Source organism: Streptomyces sp. NPDC042364 (genome assembly GCF_056437585.1).
In genome coordinates, this window is the sequence record NZ_JBWKAJ010000004.1 from 15,497 (window position 1) to 37,083 (window position 21,587).

The following is a 21,587-nucleotide window of genomic DNA, read 5'->3' on the forward strand; positions in this document are numbered from 1 at the left end:
CCTCTTGAGCACTTTTACTCCGTACGGGTGAAACGATCCCTCATAAGGGGACAGGAGCCTCGGATTCCGCGGCACTGCGGCCGAATGGTGTGCACTTCATTGACCGCCACAAGAAAACAGCCCTACATTCCATCACGGGTTCACGTCACCCACACGTACGAGCGTGCAACGCCCCCGTCCCCCTATGCGTCGACAGGAGCCCCACCTCCCATGGCCTTACGCAGTCGCCGTTCCACCCGCACCCTCACCGCCCTGGCCGCGGCCGTCGTGCTCTGCGCGACCAGCGCCTCCGTCTCGACCGCCGCCCCCCGCGCGGCCGCCGGATCCGTCGAGCGCCTCTCCGGCACCCTCCCCGACGGCGCCACCTGGATAGCCGACGTGCCGGAGAACTGGAACGGCACACTGGTCGTCTTCAGCCACGGTTTCGGCGTCACCGTGCCGCAGAACGCTCCCCGCGAGGCCGTCCGGCTGCGGCTGCTCGAAGAGGGCTACGCGCTCACCGGCTCCTCGTACGACACCAGCGAGACCCTCTGGGCCCTGGAGAGCGCGGAGCGCGACCAGGTCGCCACGATCGCGGCGGTCACCGAGAGGATCGGCGAACCCGCCCGCACCCTCTCCGTCGGCCAGTCCATGGGAGGCCTGGTCAACGCCCGGCTGGCGCGCTCCGGTGCCGGCGGCATCGACGGCGCCCTGGGCCTGTGCGGGCTGGTGGCCGGCGCGAACGACCTGCACGACTACCAGTTGGACGCCGAGTACACGATCGCCCGCCTCCTGCTCCCCGGCACCGGGGTGAAGCTGGTGGACTTCGCCTCCGAGGCCGAGGGCGCGGTCACCGGGCGCCAACTGACCGACGCCGTCGTCGCCGCCCAGAAGACCCCCGAGGGCCGCGCCCGCATCGCCCTCGCGGCGGCCTACCTGAACCTGCCCGCCTGGGCCGTCGGCAAGGACCGCCCCGCCGCGGGCGACCGGGACGAGCAGCAGGCCCAGCAGGCGTCGTGGCTGCTCCAGGGCATCCTCAACCGTGTCGTGCCCGCCCGCTACCACGTCGAGAAGGCCCTCGGCGGCAACAACTCCGGCAACAAGGGCATCGACTACGCGCGCGTGCTGTCCACCTCCCGGCACGCGCCCCTGGTGAGGGACCTCTACAGGAAGGCCGGTCTCGACCTGCGGGCCGACCTGCGGAACCTGACCGCCCACGCCGCCATCACCGCCGACCCGGCCGCCGTGGCCGCCGGACGACGCACGTCCTCCGCCGGTCAGGGCCTCGCGGTCCCCCTCCTCAACATCCACACCGTCGCCGACGACCTCGTCCCCGTCGAGCAGCAGTCCCGTTTCGCAGCACGCGTCCGCGCCTCCGGGGACGCGTCGCTCCACCGCCAGGCGTATGTCGAACGCCAGGGCCACTGCAACTTCACCACCGCCGAGACGGTGGCCGCCCTCCACGCGGTCGAGTCCCGTCTGGACAAGGGCCACTGGGGCGCCACCGCCACCGCGGGCGCCCTCCAGACCGCCGCCCTCGCCCTCGACCTGGACGGCGCGGCGTACGTCCCGTACCACCCGTCCGACCTGACGATCGGCCGCCGCCTGTAGAAAGCGGCGGCCGAGTCCCCGGCGGCCCCTCCCGGTCGGCGGTCGGTCCCACGGCGGGCCGGCCGCCCACGGACGGAAGGGGCCGTGCCGGTGTGCCGAGCCCGTCGCGTACAGAAGCACGGAGAACGGCTCCCCCCACACCCCCGGTAGTCCTCGGCCCTCGGCCCCACTCCCCCGCCCCGCCCCGCCCCGCCCCGCCCTGCCCTGCCCTGCCCTGCCCTGCCCTGCCCCCGGAGGGATCGGCCCCCTCCGTTGTCAGTGGCCTCCGCTACGGTTCGTGCATGGCTGCCCGTACCAAGTCCACGAAGGAACGCCCCTCCTACCGCTGCACGGAATGCGGCTGGCAGACGGCGAAGTGGCTGGGCCGCTGCCCCGAATGCCAGGCCTGGGGCACGGTCGAGGAGTACGGCACACCGGCCGTCCGCACCACCACCCCCGGCCGGGTCACGACCTCCGCCCTCCCCATCGGCCAGGTGGACGGCCGCCAGGCCACCGCCCGCCCCACCGGCGTCCCCGAGCTCGACCGAGTCCTCGGCGGCGGCCTCGTCCCCGGCGCGGTCGTGCTCGTCGCCGGGGAACCGGGCGTCGGCAAGTCCACCCTCCTGCTCGACGTGGCCGCCAAGGCCGCCGGCGCCGAACACCCCACGCTCTACGTCACCGGCGAGGAGTCGGCGAGCCAGGTCCGCCTCCGGGCCGACCGCATCAACGCCCTCCACGACCACCTGTACCTCGCCGCGGAGACCGATCTCGCCACCGTCCTCGGCCACTTGGACGCCGTCAAACCCGGCCTCCTCATCCTCGACTCGGTCCAGACCGTCGCCTCCGCCGAGATCGACGGCGCCCCCGGCGGCATGGCCCAGGTCCGCGAGGTCGCCGGCGCGCTCATCCGCGCCTCGAAGGAACGCGGCATGGCGACCCTCCTGGTGGGCCACGTCACCAAGGACGGCGCGATCGCGGGTCCCCGCCTCCTGGAGCACCTCGTCGACGTGGTGCTGCACTTCGAGGGCGACCGCCACGCCCGCCTCCGCCTGGTGCGCGGTGTCAAGAACCGCTACGGCGCCACCGACGAGGTCGGCTGCTTCGAGCTGCACGACGAGGGCATCACCGGCCTCGCCGACCCCAGCGGCCTCTTCCTCACCCGCCGCGACGAGCCCGTGCCGGGCACCTGCCTCACCGTCACCCTGGAGGGCCGCCGCCCCCTCGTCGCCGAAGTGCAGTCGCTCACAGTCGACTCCCAGCTGCCCTCGCCCCGCCGCACCACCTCCGGGCTGGAAACCTCGCGCGTCTCGATGGTCCTCGCCGTGCTGGAACAGCGCGGCCGGATCGCCGCACTGGGCAAAAGGGACATCTACTCAGCGACCGTGGGCGGCGTGAAGCTCTTCGAACCCGCCGCGGACCTCGCGATCGCCCTCGCCCTGGCGTCCGCGGCGAGCGACACCCCCCTGCCCAAGAACCTGGTGGCGATCGGCGAAGTGGGCCTCGCCGGCGAGGTCAGAAGGGTCACCGGCGTGCAGCGCCGCCTCGCGGAGGCGCACCGCCTCGGCTTCACGCACGCGCTCGTTCCGTCCGATCCCGGCAAGGTTCCTCCCGGTATGAAGGTGCTGGAAGTGGCGGACATGGGGGAGGCGCTGCGCGTGCTGCCCCGATCACGTCGACGAGAGGCCCCACGGGACGACGAGGACCGCCGGTAGACTTTGCCCAGGTCTCGCCCGTCCGTACGAACCACGTGTGCGAAACGGGAGCGCCCCAGAACCTGCGACCGGAGGAGTGCAGTGGCAGCCAACGACCGGGCAGCAGCTCCCGGAAAGTCCGGTGGGAGCTCCGGTGCCGATGGCCTGATGCGCGCCTCACTGAGCGCCGTGGCCCCGGGCACGGCCCTGCGCGACGGGCTTGAGCGGATCCTCCGCGGCAACACCGGCGGACTCATCGTCCTCGGCTCCGACAAGACCGTCGAGGCGATGTGCACGGGTGGATTCGTCCTGGATGTCGAGTTCACGGCCACACGGCTGCGTGAGCTGTGCAAGCTGGACGGCGGCATCGTGCTCTCCTCCGACCTGTCGAAGATCCTGCGCGCGGGAGTCCAGCTGGTCCCGGACCCGACCATTCCGACGGAGGAGACCGGCACCCGGCACCGCACCGCCGACCGCGTGAGCAAGCAGGTCGGGTACCCCGTGGTCTCCGTCTCCCAGTCGATGCGCCTGATCGCCCTGTACGTCGACGGACAGCGCCGTGTCCTGGAGGACTCGGCGGCGATCCTCTCCCGCGCCAACCAGGCCCTCGCGACCCTGGAGCGGTACAAGCTCCGCCTGGACGAGGTCGCGGGAACGTTGTCAGCGCTGGAGATCGAGGACCTGGTGACGGTCCGCGACGTCTCGGCGGTGGCCCAGCGTCTGGAGATGGTCCGGCGCATCGCCACCGAAATCGCCGAATACGTGGTCGAACTGGGCACGGACGGCCGTCTGCTGGCCCTCCAGCTGGACGAACTCATCGCGGGCGTGGAGCCGGAGCGGGAGCTGGTGGTCCGGGACTACGTCCCCGAGCCCACGGCCAAACGCTCCCGTACGGTCGACGAGGCCCTCCACGAACTGGACGCCCTCTCCCACGCCGAGCTCCTCGAACTCCCCACGGTGGCCAGGGCCCTGGGCTACACCGGCTCCCCCGAGGGCATGGACTCCGCGGTCTCGCCGCGCGGCTTCCGCCTCCTGGCGAAGGTCCCCCGCCTGCCCGGCGCCATCATCGACCGTCTGGTCGAGCACTTCGGCGGTCTGCAGAAGCTGCTCGCCGCGAGCGTGGACGACCTGCAGACGGTCGACGGCGTCGGCGAGGCCCGCGCCCGCAGCGTCCGCGAGGGCCTGTCCCGCCTGGCGGAGTCCTCGATCCTGGAGCGCTACGTCTAGTGCCGCACCACCACGAGCCCCAGGTTCTGCGGTGGCGAGGTGCCGGCGGACCCGTTCGCCCCGCCTCCGCCGAGCGGTCAGGGACCCGCTCCGGGCCGTCCTGCCGCAGCGGCCTCCACCAGGCCGCCGGCATCCAAGGCGAGCCTCGTCCCCCGGGACGCGACGGCCGCCGACGCCCGTGGGGTGCCGCTGACACGGCTCCATCGCCCGCCACCCCGAAGCCGCCCATCGGGTCACCACGCCGAAGCCGCCGCTTCGCCCACGGGCTCGACACGCTGGCACGGCCCCGTCGCCGCTAGGAACCCGTCCCCGCGAAGCCGACTTCTCGAAGCCGACCTCTCGAAGCCGGGCCACGCCGCCCTGCCGGGAACGTCAGTCCTTCTCCAGCACGAACGACGTCCTGTCCTTGGCCAGGCCAGGGGCCTTCGCCTCGACCAGATAGGTGCCGGCCTTGGCCGAACCGGCCGACGGGGTGGCGCAGTTGGGGGCGCTGGGGTCGCGGTTCCACTGGACGGTGTAGGTGACCTGGTCGCCGGCCGGGACCCGGAACAGCAGGCTGCCGGCGGTCTCGTGGCAGTCGTCGGAGGACCAGAACGCGTCATCGGCCCCGGCCGCCGTGATGGTCACGACCGTGTTGTCCGGGCCGAGGTCCAGCTTGCAGTCACTGCCCGAGGAGTTGCGGGCGATGAGCTCGAACGTGGGGTCCGTACCGGGCGCGTAGGCGTTGCGCACACTGCGCACGCTCAACTTCACCGCCGTGGCGGTGCAGTTGGGCAGGCCGGAACCCGCCGGCACCTGTTCACCGGAGGCGCTTCCCCCACCGCCCTTGCCGTCGTCCGACGTACCGCCCGCTGCGGCGCCCGAACCGCCGTCGCCACCGGACCCCGAGCCCGTGCCGGAACCGGAGCCGTCGCCGCCGGAGCTCGACTCGTCGCCCGACTCGTCCCGCCCGCCGGGCGCCTGGCTGATGGCGGGACCCGAGCCGGAGGGCCCGGGCGTGATGGAGGGCGCGGGATTCTTGCCGTTGGGCTCGCCCGCGTTGTTCTTGCCGTTACCGCCACCACTGGTGACGGCCCATGCGATCAGGAGGGCGAGAACACCGAGGACGGCCAGCATGACGGCCCTCCGTCGCCAGTAGATGGTGGAGGGAAGCGGCCCGACCGGATTGCGCAGAGATCCCACGGCGCAAACTGTACGAGAGATCGAGGACTTAACCGGCCTCACCCGCCGCCCTGAACCGCAACTTTTCCGGATCATCATCACGGTCGGCCTGTCTTATCATCCGACCAGGGGGTCACCGGTCGCGGTGAGTAACCAGGAGGGCGGATCGGACACCGTCCGTGATCATGATGATCGACGGTGCGTGAGGTCAACTCCCGTTGCCATGGCATCCGTTCACAGGACCGGTGCGCGCTTCCCGTACAACGGCCGCCCAACCTCCTCAGTCGGTTCCCCGCGCCCCTGCAGGGCCGGGCCTGCGGCCCGCCCTTCATCCCGCGCCGGCCGACGAACCCCGCACCCCACCCCGCCGCGCCCCCACCACCCCAGCGGAGCGACATGGCAGGATCGGAGGTGCCATGACTGCACCCACCAAGCCCCAGAGCACCACCGCCGGCCCGACCCCGTCCGCCTCCCCCCTGCACACCCCGGTGATCGCCTGGTTCGAGACGCACGCGCGGGATCTTCCCTGGCGGCGGCCCGAGGCCGGCCCGTGGGGGGTGATGGTCAGTGAGTTCATGCTCCAGCAGACCCCCGTCAGCCGCGTACTGCCGGTCTACGAGCAGTGGTTGGCCCGCTGGCCCCGCCCCGCGGACCTCGCGAAGGAACCGCCGGGTGAGGCGGTCCGCGCGTGGGGCCGGCTCGGGTATCCGCGGCGGGCGCTGCGGCTGCACGGCGCGGCGACGGCCATAACGGAACGGCACGGCGGCGACGTACCGAAGGACCACGCGCAGTTGCTCGCGCTACCGGGCATCGGGGAGTACACGGCGGCGGCCGTGGCGTCGTTCGCGTACGGGCAGCGGCACGCGGTGCTGGACACGAACGTCCGCCGGGTCCTCGCCCGCGCGGTCACCGGGACGCAGTACCCGCCGAACGCCACGACGGCCGCCGAGCGGAAGCTGGCCCGCCTCCTGCTGCCGGAGGACGACGACACGGCGTCGCGCTGGGCAGCCGCGTCGATGGAGCTGGGCGCGCTGGTGTGCACGGCGAAGAACGAGTCCTGCCACCGCTGCCCGATCGCCGAGCGATGCGCCTGGCGGCTCGCGGGAAAGCCGGCGCACGACGGGCCGGCGCGCCGGGGCCAGACCTACGCCGGCACCGACCGCCAGGTGCGCGGCAAGCTTCTCGCCGTGCTGCGCGAGGCCGTCGAGCCCGTGCCGCAGGCGGTGCTCGACCGGGTATGGGACGAGCCGGTGCAGCGGGCCCGGGCGCTGGACGGTCTGGTCTCCGACGGACTGGTGGAACCCCTCCCCGGCCGCCTCTACCGTCTCCCCCTCACCTGACAGGCGTCACACAGCCGCCCGGTGCGCAGCGGAGTCCGTGACGGGGATCCGGCGGGCTCCGTGACGGGGAACCGGCGGGCTTCGTAACGGGGAACCGGCGGGCTCCGTGACGGGGAACCGGCGGGCCTCGTAACGGGAGTCCGGCGGACTCCGCGGGGACGAATCCCCCTGTACCCGCCCCGAATCCCCCCTCGCCTTACCCCGTTCCTACTTCTGTTACACAACCGACGGACAGCCGAGCGTTCTCCGCAGGCTGCCTCGGACACCCCCGTGACAACCGCTCAGTAGCTTCTTCGGCGTACCGCAGGAACACGCGGCACGGAGGAGCGGGAACCGACGGCGCAGACCGCGCGAGGGTCGGCAAACGGGGAACGGAGGCGGTTGATCATGGCGCACGGCGAGGTGCTCGAATTCGAGGAGTACGTCCGCACCCGGCAGGACGCGCTGCTGCGCAGCGCCCGCCGGCTCGTCCCGGACCCGGTGGACGCCCAGGATCTGCTGCAGACGGCGCTGGCGCGGACGTACGGCCGCTGGGACGGCATCGCGGACAAGCGGCTGGCGGACGCGTATCTGCGCCGGGTCATGATCAACACGCGTACCGAGTGGTGGCGGGCCCGGAAGCTGGAGGAGGTCCCCACCGAGCAGCTCCCGGACGCCTGCGTCGACGACTCCACCGAGCAGCACGCGGACCGCGCGCTCCTTATGGACATCATGAAGGTGCTCGCTCCCAAGCAGCGCAGTGTCGTGGTGCTGCGACACTGGGAGCAGATGTCCACGGAGGAGACGGCCGCAGCCCTCGGCATGTCGGCCGGAACCGTGAAGAGCACGCTCCACCGTGCGCTGGCCCGGCTGCGCGAGGAGCTGGAGTCGCGGGACCTCGAAGAGCGCGCCGCCCGCGCGCTCGCACCGAACAAGGAGCAGGAGCGTTGCGCGGCCTGAGCACAGCGGCCGGCCCGGACCAGCGGGCCGGGCAGGCATCGAAGGCGGTGATCACGGCGGTGGCCGTGCTCGCCGCCCTCGGCCTTTCCGTCTCCGCCTGCGGCACGGGCGGCACCGGCGCCCGCGACGAGGGCCCGGCGGACCGCGACTCGCTGGCGGCCGGCGCCGCCTCACCGGCCGTCTCCGCCTCGGCCCACGGCGACCAGCCGAGCGTGGACGAGGTCGTGACGATGGTCCGGGCCGACCCGCAGGTCAGCAAGGCGGTGAAGGCCGACCTGGAGCCCTGTGTGGCCGACAAGCCCCCGATCGACGTCATCTACGGCGATCTGACCGGGGGTTCGGCGGACGACATCGTGGTCAACGTGCTGTCCTGCGCGGACGCCGTCGGCGTGGCCTCGTACGTCTACCGGTCGGAGAAGGGGAAGTACCGCAGTGTCTTCCTCTCCGAACAGCCGCCGGTGTACGCGGAGATCGACCGGGGAGACCTGCTGGTGACCAGGCAGCTCTACGAGAACGACCGGTACGGCGACCCGTCCGCGTATCCGTCCAGCGAGGAAGTGACCACCTACCGCTGGCTGAAGGACCGCTTCGTCCAACGGTCCGGTACGCGTACGGAATACAGCACCTCGGTGGGCGGCGAGGAGACGGCCACCCCCGAGCCGCGCTGACCTCGGGCGACGGCCCTCCCGGCGCCCCCACCCGACGCACCCGACGCACCCGACGCACCCACCCCACCGACCACTACCGAGAGCGGACGAGAAGACCGGATGGCAGAGCAGACCCACGTCCTGTTCGTCGAGGACGACGATGTCATCCGCGAGGCCACCCAGCTCGCGCTGGAGCGGGACGGCTTCGCGGTCACGGCCATGCCCGACGGGCTGTCGGGCCTGGAGGCGTTCCGGGCGAACCGGCCGGACATCGCGCTCCTCGACGTCATGGTGCCCGGCCTCGACGGGGTCTCGCTGTGCCGCCGCATCCGTGACGAGTCGACCGTCCCGGTGATCATGCTCTCCGCGCGCGCCGACTCCATCGACGTCGTCCTCGGTCTGGAGGCGGGCGCCGACGACTACGTGACCAAGCCGTTCGACGGCGCCGTCCTGGTCGCCCGTATCCGCGCGGTGCTGCGCCGCTTCGGGCACGCCAGCGGCGGGGACGCCCGGGCCGACGACGACGGGTCCGCCGGCGCCGGCGGAGTCCTCACCTTCGGCGAGCTGGAGGTTGACACCGAGGGCATGGAGGTCCGCAAGGCAGGGGAGCCGGTGGCGCTGACCCCGACCGAGATGCGGCTGCTCCTGGAGTTCTCGTCGGCCCCCGGCACGGTCCTGTCCCGTGACAAGCTCCTGGAACGCGTGTGGGACTACGGCTGGGGCGGCGACACCCGGGTCGTCGACGTCCATGTGCAGCGGCTGCGCACGAAGATCGGCCAGGACCGCATCGAGACGGTCCGTGGCTTCGGCTACAAGCTCAAGGCCTGAGCGGGGCCGCCGGTATGGCCGTGAGGGGGATACGAGGACGGAGCGGGCCCGGGGTGCCGGGCGGGGCCGGTTCGGGCGCCGCGGGGCGGAGAGCCGGTGCCGCGGGCGGTGCGGGCGCCGGGGGCGGCCCCGGAACGAGCGGTTCGGTTCCCGGTGCCGCAGACGGCGAGGACGCGGTCTCCGGGGGCCCTGTCCCGGGCCTCCGCACCGGTCTGCGCTGGCAGCTCAGCGCCGCCATCGCGTTCGTCGGGGCGCTGGTGGCGATCGCGCTGAGCCTGGTCGTGCACAACGCGGCGCGGGTGTCGATGCTGGACAACGCGCGTGACCTGGCCGACGAGCGCATCCAGGTCGCCCAGCGCATGTACGAGTCGGGGCGCCCGCTGAAGTCGGGGGCGTTCGGGGTACGGATCAACGACCCCGGTATCCCGAGGGACCTGCTGGCCAAGGTCATGGAGGGCCGGCGGGCGACGTACGTCTCGGAGGGTCCCGACGGGGTGCCGGACATCTGGGCGGCGGTTCCGTTGAAGGACAACCGGGTGCTGTCGCTGAACACGCACACGGACCACAGCTCCACGGTGCTGAGGGATCTCGACCAGGCCCTGATCATCGGCTCGATCGCGGTCGTCTTCGGCGGCTCGGCCCTCGGTGTGCTGATCGGCGGGCGGATGTCACGCCGGCTGCGCAAGGCGGCGGCCGCCGCGAACCAGGTGGCCAAGGGCGAGACCGACGTACGGGTGCAGGACGCGATCGGCGGGGTCACGCGGGACGAGACCGCCGAGCTGGCGCGGGCGGTGGACGCCATGGCCGACACCCTGCGGCAGCGGATCGAGGCGGAGCGCCGGGTGACGGCGGACATCGCCCATGAGCTGCGCACTCCGGTGACGGGTCTGCTCACCGCAGCGGAACTCCTCCCTCCGGGCCGTCCCACGGAGCTGGTCCGGGACCGGGCCCAGGCGTTGCGGACGCTCGTCGAGGACGTGCTGGAGGTGGCGCGGCTCGACGGCGCGTCGGAGCGGGCGGAGTTGCAGGACATCATGCTGGGCGAGTTCGTGAGCCGGCGGGTGGCGGCGCGGGACGCGGGTGTGCGGGTGCAGGTGGTCCATGAGTCGGAGGTGACGACGGACCCCCGCCGCCTGGAGCGGGTGCTGCTGAATCTGCTGGCCAACGCGGCGAAGCACGGCAGGCCGCCGATCGAGGTGTCCGTCGAGGGGCGGGTCATCCGGGTCCGCGACCACGGTCCCGGCTTCCCCGAGGAGCTGCTGGCCGACGGCCCTCGCCGTTTCCGCACCGGCGCCTCCGATCGTGCCGGCCAGGGCCACGGCCTAGGCCTCACCATCGCGGCCGGCCAGGCGCGGGTCCTCGGCGCCCGCCTCACCTTCCGCAACGTCCGCCCGCCCGGCGCCCCGGACTCCGTCCCGGCGGAGGGCGCCGTGGCCGTCCTCTGGCTTCCCGAACACGCCCCCACCAACACGGGCAGCTATCCGATGCTGCCGCTGTCGGGGGAGACGACGGTCTGAAAGGCGGGGGCGCGGCCGCCTGCCTCTCAGGTGCGCGGGACCGCGCCCCCGGCCCGCCGACCGCCGACACCCCCTCGGACCGCCCGGGCCTGCCGGACGCCCGTCAGACGCCCCCCGTGACCCTCTCCTTCGCCTCGTCCCCGCTCTCGGTGCCCGCGGCCGGTCCCCCTGCACCCCGCAGCGGCACCTCCTTCACGAACACCGCGGCCACCAGCGCGAGGACGGCGACGAGCGAGCCCAGCAGGAACGCCGAGTGCGTGCCGGAGGCCACCGCGTACTGGTACGCCTCCCGGGCCGGAACCGGCAGCTTCGCCAGGCTCGCCGCGTCGAGCTGCGCGGACTGCTCGGTCACCTTGGACCCCAGCGCCCCGGCCCGCTCGGCCATGACGTCCTGGACCCGGCTGTTGAACAGCGCGCCCATGATCGCGACGCCGAAGGACGAGCCGAGCGTCCGGGCCAGCGTGGTCGTGGAGGACGCGACACCCATGTCCCGCATCTCGACGCTGTTCTGCGCGACGAGCATGGTGATCTGCATCAGGCATCCCATACCGGCGCCGAGCACCGCCATGAACACCCCGGACGTCACCCGGCTCGTCCCGGTGTCCATCTGAGCCAGCAGGAAGAGCCCGGCGATCATCAGGACGCTGCCGACGAGGGGGAAGACCTTGTAGCGGCCGCTGCCCGTGGTCACCCGCCCGGCGACCATCGACACCGCGAGCATCGCGCCCAGCATCGGCAGCAGCAGCAGCCCGGAGTTGGTCGCGGACGCGCCCTGCACGGACTGCTGGTAGAGCGGCAGGAAGAGCACCGCGCCGAACATCACGAATCCGGTGATGAACCCGATCAGGGACATCAGGCTGAAGTTCCGGCTGCGGAAGATGTGCAGCGGCATCACCGGTTCGGTCGCCCTGGTCTCCACGAACAGGAACCCCACGAGCGCGGCCACCCCGATCGCGGTCAGCTCCATGACGACGGCCGACCCCCACGCGTACTCGGTCCCGCCCCATGTCGTCACCAGCACGATCGCCGTGATGCCGACGGTCAGCAACGCCGCACCCAGGTAGTCGACGCTCCGCGCCGACCGCGCCTCGCGCGTCGGCTTCGGCAGATGCAGCACGACACTGACGGCGGCCAGCGCGACCACGCCGAGCGGCAGGTTGATGTAGAAGGACCAGCGCCATCCCCAGTGGTCGGTGATGGTCCCGCCGACCAGCGGCCCCGCGATCATCGCGAGGGCCATGACACCGGCCATCATGCCCTGGTACTTGCCCCGCTCCCGTGGCGGGATCAGATCGCCGATGATCGCCATGACGCCGACCATTAGCCCGCCGGCGCCGAGGCCCTGGAGGGCGCGGAAGCCGATCAGCTGGCCCATGTCCTGGGCCATGCCGCTGAGCGCCGATCCGATCAGGAAGATCACGATCGAGGTCATGAAGACGCTCTTGCGGCCGTAGAGGTCGCCGAGCTTGCCCCAGATGGGGGTGGAGGCGGCGGTCGCGAGCGTGTACGCGGTCACCACCCACGACAGGTGTTCGAGCCCGCCGAGGTCGCCCACGATCGTCGGCATGGCGGTGCCCACGATCATGTTGTCGAGCATCGCGAGCAGCATCGCGATCATGAGGGCGAACAGCACGACGCGCACACTGCGCGGCTGCGGCTCCGTCGCCTCGACCGCGTCGCGGACGACGTCACCGGTCCCGGCGGCGGCACCTCCGGCCCCCCGGGTCGCGTCCTTCTCGGTATCCGCCTCCATGGCGGTCCTCCCTTCCCCCCGGACCGCTTCCGCACTTACTTGCCGCCCGGCTAGTTGACTACACTTGGGGAAAGTAGGTCCACAACTAGCCGGTCGTCAAGTAAGTTCCGTGGGCTTGGCAGAGGCTTGACCCACGAGGGGCCACGGCGGCGAGGAGCAGCAGGATGAGCGAGACGACAGCCGAGGGCGGGACGACAGCCGGTACCGCGCCCGCTGACACCGCGCCGAAACGGCATCGCCGCGGCAACACCCGTCAGCGCATCCAGGACGTCGCCCTCGAACTCTTCGCCGAGCAGGGGTACGAGAAGACCTCGCTGAGGGAGATCGCCGAGCGCCTGGAGGTGACGAAGGCGGCTCTCTACTACCACTTCAAGACGAAGGAGGACATCCTCGTCGGCCTCTTCCAGGACCTCCAGCGCCCGATCGACGAGCTGATCGAGTGGGCGGGAACCCAGCCGCGCACCCTGGACACCAAGCGGGAGATCCTGCGCCGCTACAGCGAGGCCCTGGCCGACGTGGCCCCCTTCTTCCGCTTCATGCAGGAGAACCAGGCGACGGTACGGGAGTTGAGCGTCGGCGAGTCGTTCAAGGAGCGCATGATGCGCCTGGTCGACACCATCAAGGAACCGGACGCCGCCCTGACGGACCAGGTTCGCTGCATCAGCGCCCTGTTCACCATGCACGCCGGGATGTTCGTGCTCCGGGACGTCGAAGGCGACCCCGAGGACAAGCGCAAGGCCGTCCTGGAGGTCGCGATCGATCTGGTGACCCAGGCGCACGCGGGCGGACCGGAGGTCTGAGGACCCGTCGGCGCCGTACGCCCGCGACGACGCCGTACGGCGTCGGTCAGAGCGTGATGCCCTTGCCGCGCAGGAAGGCGACGGGGTCGACGGCGGAGCCGTAGTTCGCGCTCGTACGGATCTCGAAGTGCAGGTGCGGCCCACTGGAGTTACCGGTGTTGCCGGAGAGGGCTATGCGCTGCCCGGTCTTGACGACCTGCCCCACCTTCACCTCGACCCGGGAGAGGTGGGCGTACTGCGAGAACGTGCCGTTGCCGTGCTTGATGACGACGGCGTTGCCGTACGCGGGGCCGTCACCGGCACCGTTGCCACCGGCCTTGACGACGGTGCCGCCGTACGCGGCGAAGACCGCCGTGCCGCTCTTGACGGCGAAGTCCTGCCCGCTGTGCGTGGAGTTCCACATGTTGCCGGCCTGGGCGTAGCGGGCACTAAGCTTGTAGCCCTTGACGGGCGTGACCCACGAGGTCGCCTTCTTGGCCTTGGCGGCCTGGGCTACGCCTGCGGTCTGGACGGTGCCGGCGCTCTGAGCACCGCCGGCGGCGGCCGCGACCCCGACGCCCAGCACACCCGAGACTCCCATTCCGACGGCCACGACGGCCGCACGGACACCAAGGACGGACATACGGGAACGAGGAGAGCGAACGCGCTGCGACATGGAGACCTCACGAGGGACGGAGACAGGGACCGGTGCCTCGAGAGGCACACGAGAACCACCCGGCGCTCAATGCGACCGCCGAATGGCATGTCCCTTGGTACCCGCACTCCCCGCGCCACCCAAAACGCCCTATCTACGACGCAAGGTCGTACAGACCTCCAATCCCTCGATCACTCCACTAACACCCCAAAACGCCCGAAGCCCTGCACGTCAGCCCACACCCACTCCGGCGATGCACCATAAGTCCGATTTGCCCCACCATGGCGCGGCCACTATTCCGCCTAGTACGTGACGCACGCCCTATGCCGCATGTCACCGACCCGCGCCTCCGAGCCCACCGGAAATGTGACCGGGGCTACGCCCCCACGTCCCGCCGAGGAGGCCGGATGCCGGCGTCCTGCGGTCCGCTCGTGCCGGAACTGCCACCGGGGAGGGAAGGGCTCAGCATCGGTCCCCACGTCGACGATCTGACATCGCCGACCGAACTTCCGCTCACCTGGCCGGCCTCGAATACCCTTCCCGGTCTGGAAAAGCCGGGCGTTCTTCATGTTCTCCCGGCCTCGGCGACCCTGGAGTCGCTGGACCCCGGTATCCCGCTGTCCGCCGATTCCGTCGACGCGGCCCTTCCGCCGGGGTTGCCGCCGGAGTATCTGCGATTCACCAGAAGCGCACTCAAGCACACCTGTCTGCGCGGACTCGGACAGGTGCGCTCAGTGGAGAAACAGAGTCTCGCCAAACTGCGGAAAGGCTCACGGGGACGACTTCGGGAAGATCGCCCGCATGCGCACCTTGGAGAATTCGCGCGTCAACCGGAACGCCGTCGGGTGGGAACGCCGTCAGGTGCGAAGCGGTCCCGGTTCGTTCTGCCGGACGTCACCCGGCTACGGCTCAACGCGTTCACGGGAACCGAAGGCCTCTCGATAATCCCGGAGCGCTTTCCGAACCTCGGTACGGCCGCAATTCATCACGCGCCGGACGCCGGCACGGTGCCGGAGCGTGTCCTCGGGCTCCGGCCGGCGCCGTCCCTCGCCGATAGGCCGGACAGCGTGCTCTGAGCGCCCCCACACTGCCCTCAACGGAAAAGGGGCTGCCCCGGGACCGAAGTCCCGGGGCAGCCCCTTCTGCTCAAGCCTCGCGCAGCGGACTACGCGTCCTTGCTCAGGTTCGGCCCGGCACCGCCGGCCGCCTGCTCGATCGGCGGGACGTCGGGGAGTGCCGACTTCTCCTCACCGCGGAAGGTGAAGGTCTGGGCCTCGCCCTCGCCCTCGGTGTCCACGACCACGATGTGACCGGGACGCAGCTCGCCGAAGAGGATCTTCTCCGACAGCGAGTCCTCGATCTCACGCTGGATCGTGCGGCGCAGCGGCCGGGCGCCCAGCACGGGGTCGTAGCCCTTCCTGGACAGCAGCTCCTTGGCGGACTGGGAGAGCTCGATGCCCATGTCCCGGTCCTTCAGGCGCTCGTCCACCTTGCCGATCATCAGGTCGACGATGCGCAGGATGTCGGCCTGGGTCAGCTGCGGGAAGACCACCACGTCGTCGACGCGGTTGAGGAACTCGGGCCGGAAGTGCTGCTTGAGCTCGTCCGAGACCTTGTTCTTCATGCGCTCGTAGTTGGTCTTCGTGTCGCCCGAGGCCGCGAAGCCCAGGTTGAAGCCCTTGGAGATGTCCCGGGTGCCGAGGTTGGTCGTCATGATGATGACCGTGTTCTTGAAGTCCACGACCCGGCCCTGGGAGTCGGTCAGACGACCGTCCTCCAGGATCTGCAGCAGCGAGTTGAAGATGTCCGGGTGGGCCTTCTCGACCTCGTCGAAGAGGACGACGGAGAACGGCTTGCGGCGGACCTTCTCGGTCAGCTGGCCGCCCTCCTCGTAGCCCACGTAGCCGGGGGGCGAACCGAAGAGACGCGACACCGTGTGCTTCTCGCTGAACTCCGACATGTCGAGGGAGATCAGCGCGTCCTCGTCACCGAAGAGGAACTCGGCGAGGGCCTTGGACAGCTCGGTCTTACCGACGCCGGACGGGCCGGCGAAGATGAACGAACCACCGGGACGCTTCGGGTCCTTCAGGCCGGCGCGCGTACGGCGGATCGCCTTCGACAGCGCCTTGACGGCGTCGTCCTGGCCGATGACCCGCTTGTGGAGCTCGTCCTCCATGCGCAGCAGGCGGGAGGACTCCTCCTCCGTGAGCTTGAAGACCGGGATGCCCGTGGCCGTGGCGAGAACCTCGGCGATCAGCTCGCCGTCGACCTCGGCGACGACGTCCATGTCGCCGGCCTTCCACTCCTTCTCCCGCTTGGCCTTGGCGGCGAGGAGCTGCTTCTCCTTGTCGCGCAGGGAGGCGGCCTTCTCGAAGTCCTGCGAGTCGATCGCGGACTCCTTGTCGCGGCGGACGCCGGCGATCTTCTCGTCGAACTCACGCAGGTCCGGCGGCGCGGTCATCCGGCGGATACGCATCCGGGAACCGGCCTCGTCGATCAGGTCGATCGCCTTGTCCGGCAGGAAGCGGTCCGAGATGTACCGGTCGGCCAGGGTGGCTGCCTGGACCAGCGCCTCGTCGGTGATGGAGACGCGGTGGTGGGCCTCGTACCGGTCGCGCAGACCCTTGAGGATCTCGATGGTGTGCGGGAGCGAGGGCTCGGCGACCTGGATGGGCTGGAAGCGGCGCTCCAGGGCCGCGTCCTTCTCCAGGTGCTTGCGGTACTCGTCCAGGGTGGTGGCACCGATGGTCTGCAGCTCACCGCGGGCCAGCATCGGCTTCAGGATCGAAGCGGCGTCGATGGCGCCCTCGGCGGCACCCGCACCGACCAGCGTGTGGAGCTCGTCGATGAACAGGATGATGTCGCCGCGGGTGCGGATCTCCTTGAGCACCTTCTTCAGGCGCTCCTCGAAGTCACCGCGGTAGCGGGAGCCGGCGACCAGCGCGCCGAGGTCCAGGGTGTAGAGGTGCTTGTCCTTGAGGGTCTCGGGCACCTCGCCCTTGACGATGGCCTGGGCGAGGCCCTCGACGACGGCGGTCTTGCCGACGCCGGGCTCACCGATCAGGACGGGGTTGTTCTTGGTGCGGCGGGACAGCACCTGCATGACCCGCTCGATCTCCTTCTCGCGCCCGATGACCGGGTCGAGCTTGGACTCACGAGCGGCCTGGGTGAGGTTCCGGCCGAACTGGTCGAGGACCAGGGACGTGGAGGGCGTGCCCTCGGCAGGACCGCCGGCGGCGGCGGTCTCCTTGCCCTGGTAGCCGGAGAGCAGCTGGATGACCTGCTGCCGCACCCGGTTGAGATCTGCGCCCAGCTTGACGAGGACCTGGGCGGCGACGCCCTCGCCCTCCCGGATCAGGCCGAGCAGGATGTGCTCCGTGCCGATGTAGTTGTGGCCCAGCTGAAGGGCCTCGCGGAGCGACAGCTCCAGGACCTTCTTGGCACGGGGGGTGAAGGGGATGTGGCCGGACGGGGCCTGCTGGCCCTGGCCGATGATCTCCTCCACCTGCTGGCGGACCGCCTCGAGCGAAATCCCGAGGCTCTCAAGGGCCTTGGCGGCGACACCCTCACCCTCGTGGATCAAGCCCAGGAGGATGTGCTCGGTGCCGATGTAGTTGTGGTTGAGCATCCGGGCTTCTTCCTGAGCCAGGACGACAACCCGCCGCGCGCGGTCGGTGAACCTCTCGAACATCGTTAATCGCTCCTCAGAGCGGTCAGGCAGTAAGGGGACGCTCCCCTCTCTGTCCTTCCGCAGCTTAGTCCCGCAAGCGGGGACCGCTCATTCCAACTGCCGACACCGTCCGGTTCACCTCCGCTCTCGCGGAGACAGAAGTTGCTGCCTCCTGGGTCCCGAACGCCGACATCTGCTCCAACCCGATGGTGCGAGACGATGTTCCCGCAGGCCAGGCAGTTACCCCCACCATCAGTACGCCGATGGCGAACGTGAGACGGCCTTTCCTGCGTGTCGCCCCCTCCCACTAGGGATGTCTTACCCGTAGGGACTGACACTCCATGCCGGGTGCACCGGTTCCCTCCGCTAAGGGCGAACATCCTTGCGTCGCTGCACACCGCTGAACGCCCCCTTTCCCTGCACCCTGTGCATCCGCGCCGACGCCCAGCGTAACTCCGGGCCTCTTCGCACGGTTGCTCCTGACATGGCCATCGTCCCCCTTCCCCGCCGACCGCTCGACCCGAGCGACACCCCGGGCGATATTCCGCGTGCCGCGCCGGGCCGTCCGCACGGCGCCGCGGTGCGGCAGTGGTACGAGAACGATCTCGGCTGGGCGACCTCGCCCGGGGCGCCCGTACATCTCATTACGGGGCTGCGCTTCGATGTGCTCGACGTCCCCGCCGAGGCCGGCTTCGCGGCGCTGCGGCATCTGGGCCCGCTTCCCGGGCCGGGCTCGCCGGTGGCGCTGCGCGGCGGGCGGATGCTGCTGCTGGTCGCGGCGGGCGGCGCGGAGGAGCTGCCGGGGCTGCTGGAGTGGCTGGACTGGGGTGGCCTCGCACTGGACCTCACAGCCGTGGGAACGGGCGGTCACATCGAGGCGCCGGCACCTCCGGGCGGGGCCGGAGGGGGCAGGAGCGTGCCCTGGGGCACCGGTTCACAGGGGGCCGCCGTCTGGCTGCGGCCCCCCGAGCCGGGACGCGAGGTCGAACCCTCGCTGCCGACGATGTCGGCGTTGGGGGGCGCTGCGGGCACCCCCGACCTCGTACGGGTGGTGGACACGGTGGCGACGCACTGCCACCGCGTCCGGCTGCGGCGCGCCGGCACCGGACCGTCCGAGTCTCAGCCGTTGGCCTTCTCGTAGGCCTCGCGGATGGAGGCGGGGACACGGCCGCGGTCGTTGACCTCGTAGCCGTTCTCCTTCGCCCAGGCGCGGATGGCCGCGGTGTCCTGGCTGCCGCCGGAAGCGGCACGGGCCTTGCCGCGCCCGCCCGCGGCACGACCCCCGGTACGCCGACCACCCTTGACGTAGGGGTCGAGAAGGCCGCGAAGCTTGTCCGCGTTGGCGGTCGTGAGGTCGATCTCGTACGTCTTGCCGTCCAGCGCGAACGTCACGGTCTCGTCCGCCTCGCCGCCGTCGAGGTCGTCGACAAGAAGGACCTGAACCTTCTGTGCCACCGGATTTCCTTTCATCGATAACTTCAGGGCCGAGGGCCTGCGGCGTCCGCCGCTGTTTCACGTCCCCTGTTATATGCAGTACTGCAGTACGTCGGAAAGCAAACCGCTTTTCCAGGAAAAACACAAACCCCTGGGAGAGACCGAGGAGTGGGCCAGGAGAGACCGGGGAGCCCGGACAGACCGAAAACATGCGCGTTTCGGACATAGGGAACCCGGGCAAGGCGCCCTCACCGGAATAACGCTTGAGACCCCCTCGGAACCCCGGGGTTCCGTGGCGATCGCCCGACGATCACAGATGCAGAAGCATCCGGCTGTTGCCCAAGGTGTTCGGTTTCACTCGTTCGAGACCGAGGAACTCCGCGACGCCCTCGTCATAGGAACGCAGCAGCTCCGCGTAGACATCGGTGTCGACGGGCGTCTCGCCGATCTCCACGAAGCCGTGCTTCGCGAAGAACTCGACTTCGAAGGTCAGACAGAAAACCCGGCGAACACCCAGCCAGCGAGCGGTCTGCAGCAACTTCTCCAGCAACTGGTGGCCGACCCCGAGCCCCTTGGCCTCCGGGTTCACCGCGAGAGTGCGGACTTCCGCGAGGTCTTCCCACATCACGTGCAGCGCCCCGCAGCCCACGACCTCGGCGTTGTCGTCCCGCTCAGCCACCCAGAACTCCTGGATGTCCTCGTAAAGCGTCACCGTCGCTTTGTCGAGCAGGATGCGCCGCTGGACGTAGGAGTCGAGGAGCCGGCGCACGTGCGGGACATCGCTGGTCCGAGCCCGTCGGACAGTGAGGGCTTTAGCGGTGACTTCGGGACTCTCTGCTGGCATGACCGGACGCTATCGCCCGGGGTGATCGGGGGATTGGCCGGGGGTGCCCCTTGTCCGGCCGGACGATTCGGTGGATTCGGCGCCGGTTTCGGCAGGGCTTTCGGCTTCCGGGGCGGGCGGCGCGACGGCTTCGGGACCCTGCACGATGCGTACGGCGTCAGTGAGGGACTGCCGCTGTTCCTCACTCATCATCCCGAAGAAGGCGACGAGAGCGGCCGCGGGGTTGTCGCTCTGCGACCAGGCCTCGTTCATCAGTGCCGCCGCGTAGGCGGCGCGCGTGGAGACCGCCTCATATCGATAGGCCCGGCCTTCCGCCTCCCGGCGGACCCAGCCCTTCTGATGGAGATTGTCCAGCACGGTCATCACCGTGGTGTACGCGATGGACCGTTCCTGTTGCAGATCTTCCAGGACTTCCCGAACGGTCACCGGGCGGTTCCACTTCCACACCCGCGTCATGACCGCGTCTTCGAGTTCTCCCAAGGGGCGAGGCACAGTTCCGCACGATATCCGCAGAAGGTGAACAAAAAGGGCGTACGACTCGAAAAGCACACGAGTCGTACGCCGATGGGGTGCGCGGCGCGGGGCGCCGGGCCTCAGCGGTCGCCGTCGGAGGCCGGGCGGGCGCGGTCCGCGCGCGCGAGCGCCGCGTCGACGGCGGCGTCCTCCTTGGCCTTGTTGGGGCCGCCCTGGGTCTTCACGATCACCCTGATCACACCGATGAACAGTGCGGCCATCACGAAGGGGGGCAGCAGCGCGGAGACGTAGTCCATGCGTCCAGGGTAGCCAGGGCTAGACGGCGGCCAGCTGGTGGGGCGGGTTCGCGGGCGGGGCGCCGGGCTTCCGCTTGGGCGGGAAGACCTCGCCCGGGGTGGGGACGGGCCGGCGGCTCGGCCGCGGCGCGTCCGGCCGGGGCACGGGGCCCGGCTTGTCGGCGGGCTGGGCGGGACGTGCGGGCCCGGCCGGTTTCGGGGGCTGCCGGGCGGGCTCCTCGTCGGCCGCACGCGCGCGTACCGCGCACTCCGAAAGACCGCCCGGCAGGGCGGTGAGCCGCCCGCGCGGGGCGGCGCCGACGGCGGAGCGAGAGGCCGGGACGACCCCCGCCCGCGCCGCGCGCCCCCCGAAGCGGGCGCGCACGTCCTGCTCCGCGAGGGCGCGGCAGCGGTCCAGGAGGGTCGCGGCCGCGGGGTTGCCGCGCAGGGCGCGCAGCGCTGCGAGGTCGTCCGGGTGGGGGCGGCACCCGGCGTCCAGGGCCTCCTCCAGCAGGGCCGCGTAGCTCGTGACCGTGCCGGGGAGCGCGGCGCGGTATCGGGCCAGGTCGGCCAGCAGGAAGGCCCTGAGGCGGGCGTCCTCGCGGGTCGCCTCGTCGACGGACTCGGCGAGCCGGAGGCAGTCCTGGACGTCCTCCGCCGAGGCGGGACTGGGGTTCAGGGCGAGGGCGAGGGCGCGACGGAGCACACGCAGCTCCTCAGCGCCGAACGCCATGCCGCCGCGGGTTCCGTGGGGCGTGGGCATGCGGTGACGATACGCGCTAAT

At 70.9% G+C, this 21,587-nt stretch carries 20 protein-coding genes; 11 read left to right on the forward strand and 9 right to left on the reverse strand.

Annotated elements, in window-relative coordinates; all coding sequences use genetic code 11:
• Window positions 1-210 precede the first annotated feature (210 nt).
• The 3 genes from AC067N_RS09565 (at window position 211) to disA (ending at window position 4,487) form a co-directional block, all read left to right on the forward strand.
• Window positions 211-1,590 carry an alpha/beta hydrolase gene (locus AC067N_RS09565; protein WP_478678330.1) on the forward strand — a complete coding sequence of 460 codons (1,380 nt, stop codon included), beginning with the start codon at window positions 211-213 and terminating at the stop codon, window positions 1,588-1,590.
• Window positions 1,591-1,871: 281 nt separating this feature from the next.
• On the forward strand, window positions 1,872-3,281 hold the full coding sequence (gene radA, locus AC067N_RS09570) for a DNA repair protein RadA (protein WP_478678331.1): 1,410 nt from the start codon (window positions 1,872-1,874) through the stop codon (window positions 3,279-3,281).
• Window positions 3,282-3,362: 81 nt separating this feature from the next.
• Window positions 3,363-4,487, forward strand: coding sequence for a DNA integrity scanning diadenylate cyclase DisA (gene disA / locus AC067N_RS09575; protein ID WP_478678332.1), 1,125 nt, complete (start codon window positions 3,363-3,365; stop codon window positions 4,485-4,487).
• A gap of 372 nt (window positions 4,488-4,859) precedes the next feature.
• Here the strand turns inward: disA and AC067N_RS09580 are convergent, their stop codons facing one another.
• Window positions 4,860-5,669 carry a hypothetical protein gene (locus AC067N_RS09580; protein ID WP_478678333.1) on the reverse strand — a complete coding sequence of 270 codons (810 nt, stop codon included), beginning with the start codon at window positions 5,667-5,669 and terminating at the stop codon, window positions 4,860-4,862.
• Between the two features lie 395 nt (window positions 5,670-6,064).
• Between AC067N_RS09580 and AC067N_RS09585 the strand changes: the two genes are divergently transcribed.
• From AC067N_RS09585 to cseC, 5 genes are all read left to right on the forward strand, one after another.
• Window positions 6,065-6,988, forward strand: a complete 924-nt coding sequence (locus AC067N_RS09585) for an HhH-GPD family protein (RefSeq protein ID WP_478678334.1) — start codon at window positions 6,065-6,067, stop codon at window positions 6,986-6,988.
• A gap of 387 nt (window positions 6,989-7,375) precedes the next feature.
• On the forward strand, window positions 7,376-7,927 hold the full coding sequence (locus tag AC067N_RS09590) for a SigE family RNA polymerase sigma factor (protein ID WP_478678335.1): 552 nt from the start codon (window positions 7,376-7,378) through the stop codon (window positions 7,925-7,927).
• Complete coding sequence (locus AC067N_RS09595; protein ID WP_478678336.1) at window positions 7,915-8,595, forward strand: hypothetical protein; 681 nt, start codon at window positions 7,915-7,917, stop codon at window positions 8,593-8,595. The genes AC067N_RS09590 and AC067N_RS09595 overlap by 13 nt, the downstream gene beginning before the upstream one ends.
• 99 nt (window positions 8,596-8,694) lie before the next feature.
• Entirely contained in the window at window positions 8,695-9,402 is a 708-nt protein-coding gene (gene cseB, locus AC067N_RS09600; RefSeq protein WP_478678337.1) for a two-component system response regulator CseB, read from the forward strand.
• 14 nt (window positions 9,403-9,416) lie between these two features.
• The gene (cseC, locus tag AC067N_RS09605; RefSeq protein WP_478678338.1) at window positions 9,417-10,919 is read left to right on the forward strand and encodes a two-component system sensor histidine kinase CseC; all 1,503 of its coding nucleotides are present in this window, start codon (window positions 9,417-9,419) and stop codon (window positions 10,917-10,919) included.
• Window positions 10,920-11,022: 103 nt separating this feature from the next.
• Here the strand turns inward: cseC and AC067N_RS09610 are convergent, their stop codons facing one another.
• Window positions 11,023-12,672 (reverse strand): MDR family MFS transporter, encoded by a 1,650-nt coding sequence (locus AC067N_RS09610; RefSeq protein WP_478678339.1) that lies wholly within the window; start codon window positions 12,670-12,672, stop codon window positions 11,023-11,025.
• Between the two features lie 164 nt (window positions 12,673-12,836).
• On the opposite strand from AC067N_RS09610, the gene AC067N_RS09615 reads away from it, so the two are divergent.
• The gene (locus AC067N_RS09615; protein WP_478678340.1) at window positions 12,837-13,472 is read left to right on the forward strand and encodes a TetR/AcrR family transcriptional regulator; all 636 of its coding nucleotides are present in this window, start codon (window positions 12,837-12,839) and stop codon (window positions 13,470-13,472) included.
• A gap of 46 nt (window positions 13,473-13,518) precedes the next feature.
• On the opposite strand, the gene AC067N_RS09620 is transcribed toward AC067N_RS09615, so the two are convergent.
• Window positions 13,519-14,127: a M23 family metallopeptidase gene (locus AC067N_RS09620; RefSeq protein ID WP_478678341.1), complete on the reverse strand. Its 609-nt coding sequence runs from the start codon at window positions 14,125-14,127 to the stop codon at window positions 13,519-13,521.
• A 386-nt stretch (window positions 14,128-14,513) separates the two neighbouring features.
• Between AC067N_RS09620 and AC067N_RS09625 the strand changes: the two genes are divergently transcribed.
• Window positions 14,514-15,182 carry a hypothetical protein gene (locus AC067N_RS09625; RefSeq protein WP_478678342.1) on the forward strand — a complete coding sequence of 223 codons (669 nt, stop codon included), beginning with the start codon at window positions 14,514-14,516 and terminating at the stop codon, window positions 15,180-15,182.
• An 89-nt stretch (window positions 15,183-15,271) separates the two neighbouring features.
• On the opposite strand, the gene AC067N_RS09630 is transcribed toward AC067N_RS09625, so the two are convergent.
• Complete coding sequence (locus AC067N_RS09630) at window positions 15,272-17,797, reverse strand: ATP-dependent Clp protease ATP-binding subunit (protein ID WP_478678343.1); 2,526 nt, start codon at window positions 17,795-17,797, stop codon at window positions 15,272-15,274.
• Between the two features lie 463 nt (window positions 17,798-18,260).
• Here AC067N_RS09630 and AC067N_RS09635 point away from each other — a divergent pair, with 463 nt between their 5' ends.
• Window positions 18,261-18,917 carry an SCO3374 family protein gene (locus AC067N_RS09635; RefSeq protein WP_478678344.1) on the forward strand — a complete coding sequence of 219 codons (657 nt, stop codon included), beginning with the start codon at window positions 18,261-18,263 and terminating at the stop codon, window positions 18,915-18,917.
• Here the strand turns inward: AC067N_RS09635 and AC067N_RS09640 are convergent.
• The 5 genes from AC067N_RS09640 to AC067N_RS09660 form a co-directional block, all read right to left on the reverse strand.
• Window positions 18,896-19,231 (reverse strand): histone-like nucleoid-structuring protein Lsr2, encoded by a 336-nt coding sequence (locus AC067N_RS09640; protein ID WP_033524724.1) that lies wholly within the window; start codon window positions 19,229-19,231, stop codon window positions 18,896-18,898. The genes AC067N_RS09635 and AC067N_RS09640 overlap by 22 nt on opposite strands.
• Window positions 19,232-19,520: 289 nt before the next feature.
• The gene (locus tag AC067N_RS09645; protein ID WP_478678345.1) at window positions 19,521-20,054 is read right to left on the reverse strand and encodes an amino-acid N-acetyltransferase; all 534 of its coding nucleotides are present in this window, start codon (window positions 20,052-20,054) and stop codon (window positions 19,521-19,523) included.
• A 9-nt stretch (window positions 20,055-20,063) separates the two neighbouring features.
• Window positions 20,064-20,510: a BlaI/MecI/CopY family transcriptional regulator gene (locus AC067N_RS09650; RefSeq protein ID WP_478678706.1), complete on the reverse strand. Its 447-nt coding sequence runs from the start codon at window positions 20,508-20,510 to the stop codon at window positions 20,064-20,066.
• 137 nt (window positions 20,511-20,647) lie between these two features.
• Window positions 20,648-20,824, reverse strand: a complete 177-nt coding sequence (locus tag AC067N_RS09655; RefSeq protein WP_478678346.1) for a hypothetical protein — start codon at window positions 20,822-20,824, stop codon at window positions 20,648-20,650.
• A gap of 19 nt (window positions 20,825-20,843) precedes the next feature.
• Window positions 20,844-21,536 carry a hypothetical protein gene (locus AC067N_RS09660; protein WP_478678707.1) on the reverse strand — a complete coding sequence of 231 codons (693 nt, stop codon included), beginning with the start codon at window positions 21,534-21,536 and terminating at the stop codon, window positions 20,844-20,846.
• Window positions 21,537-21,587: the final 51 nt, after the last annotated feature.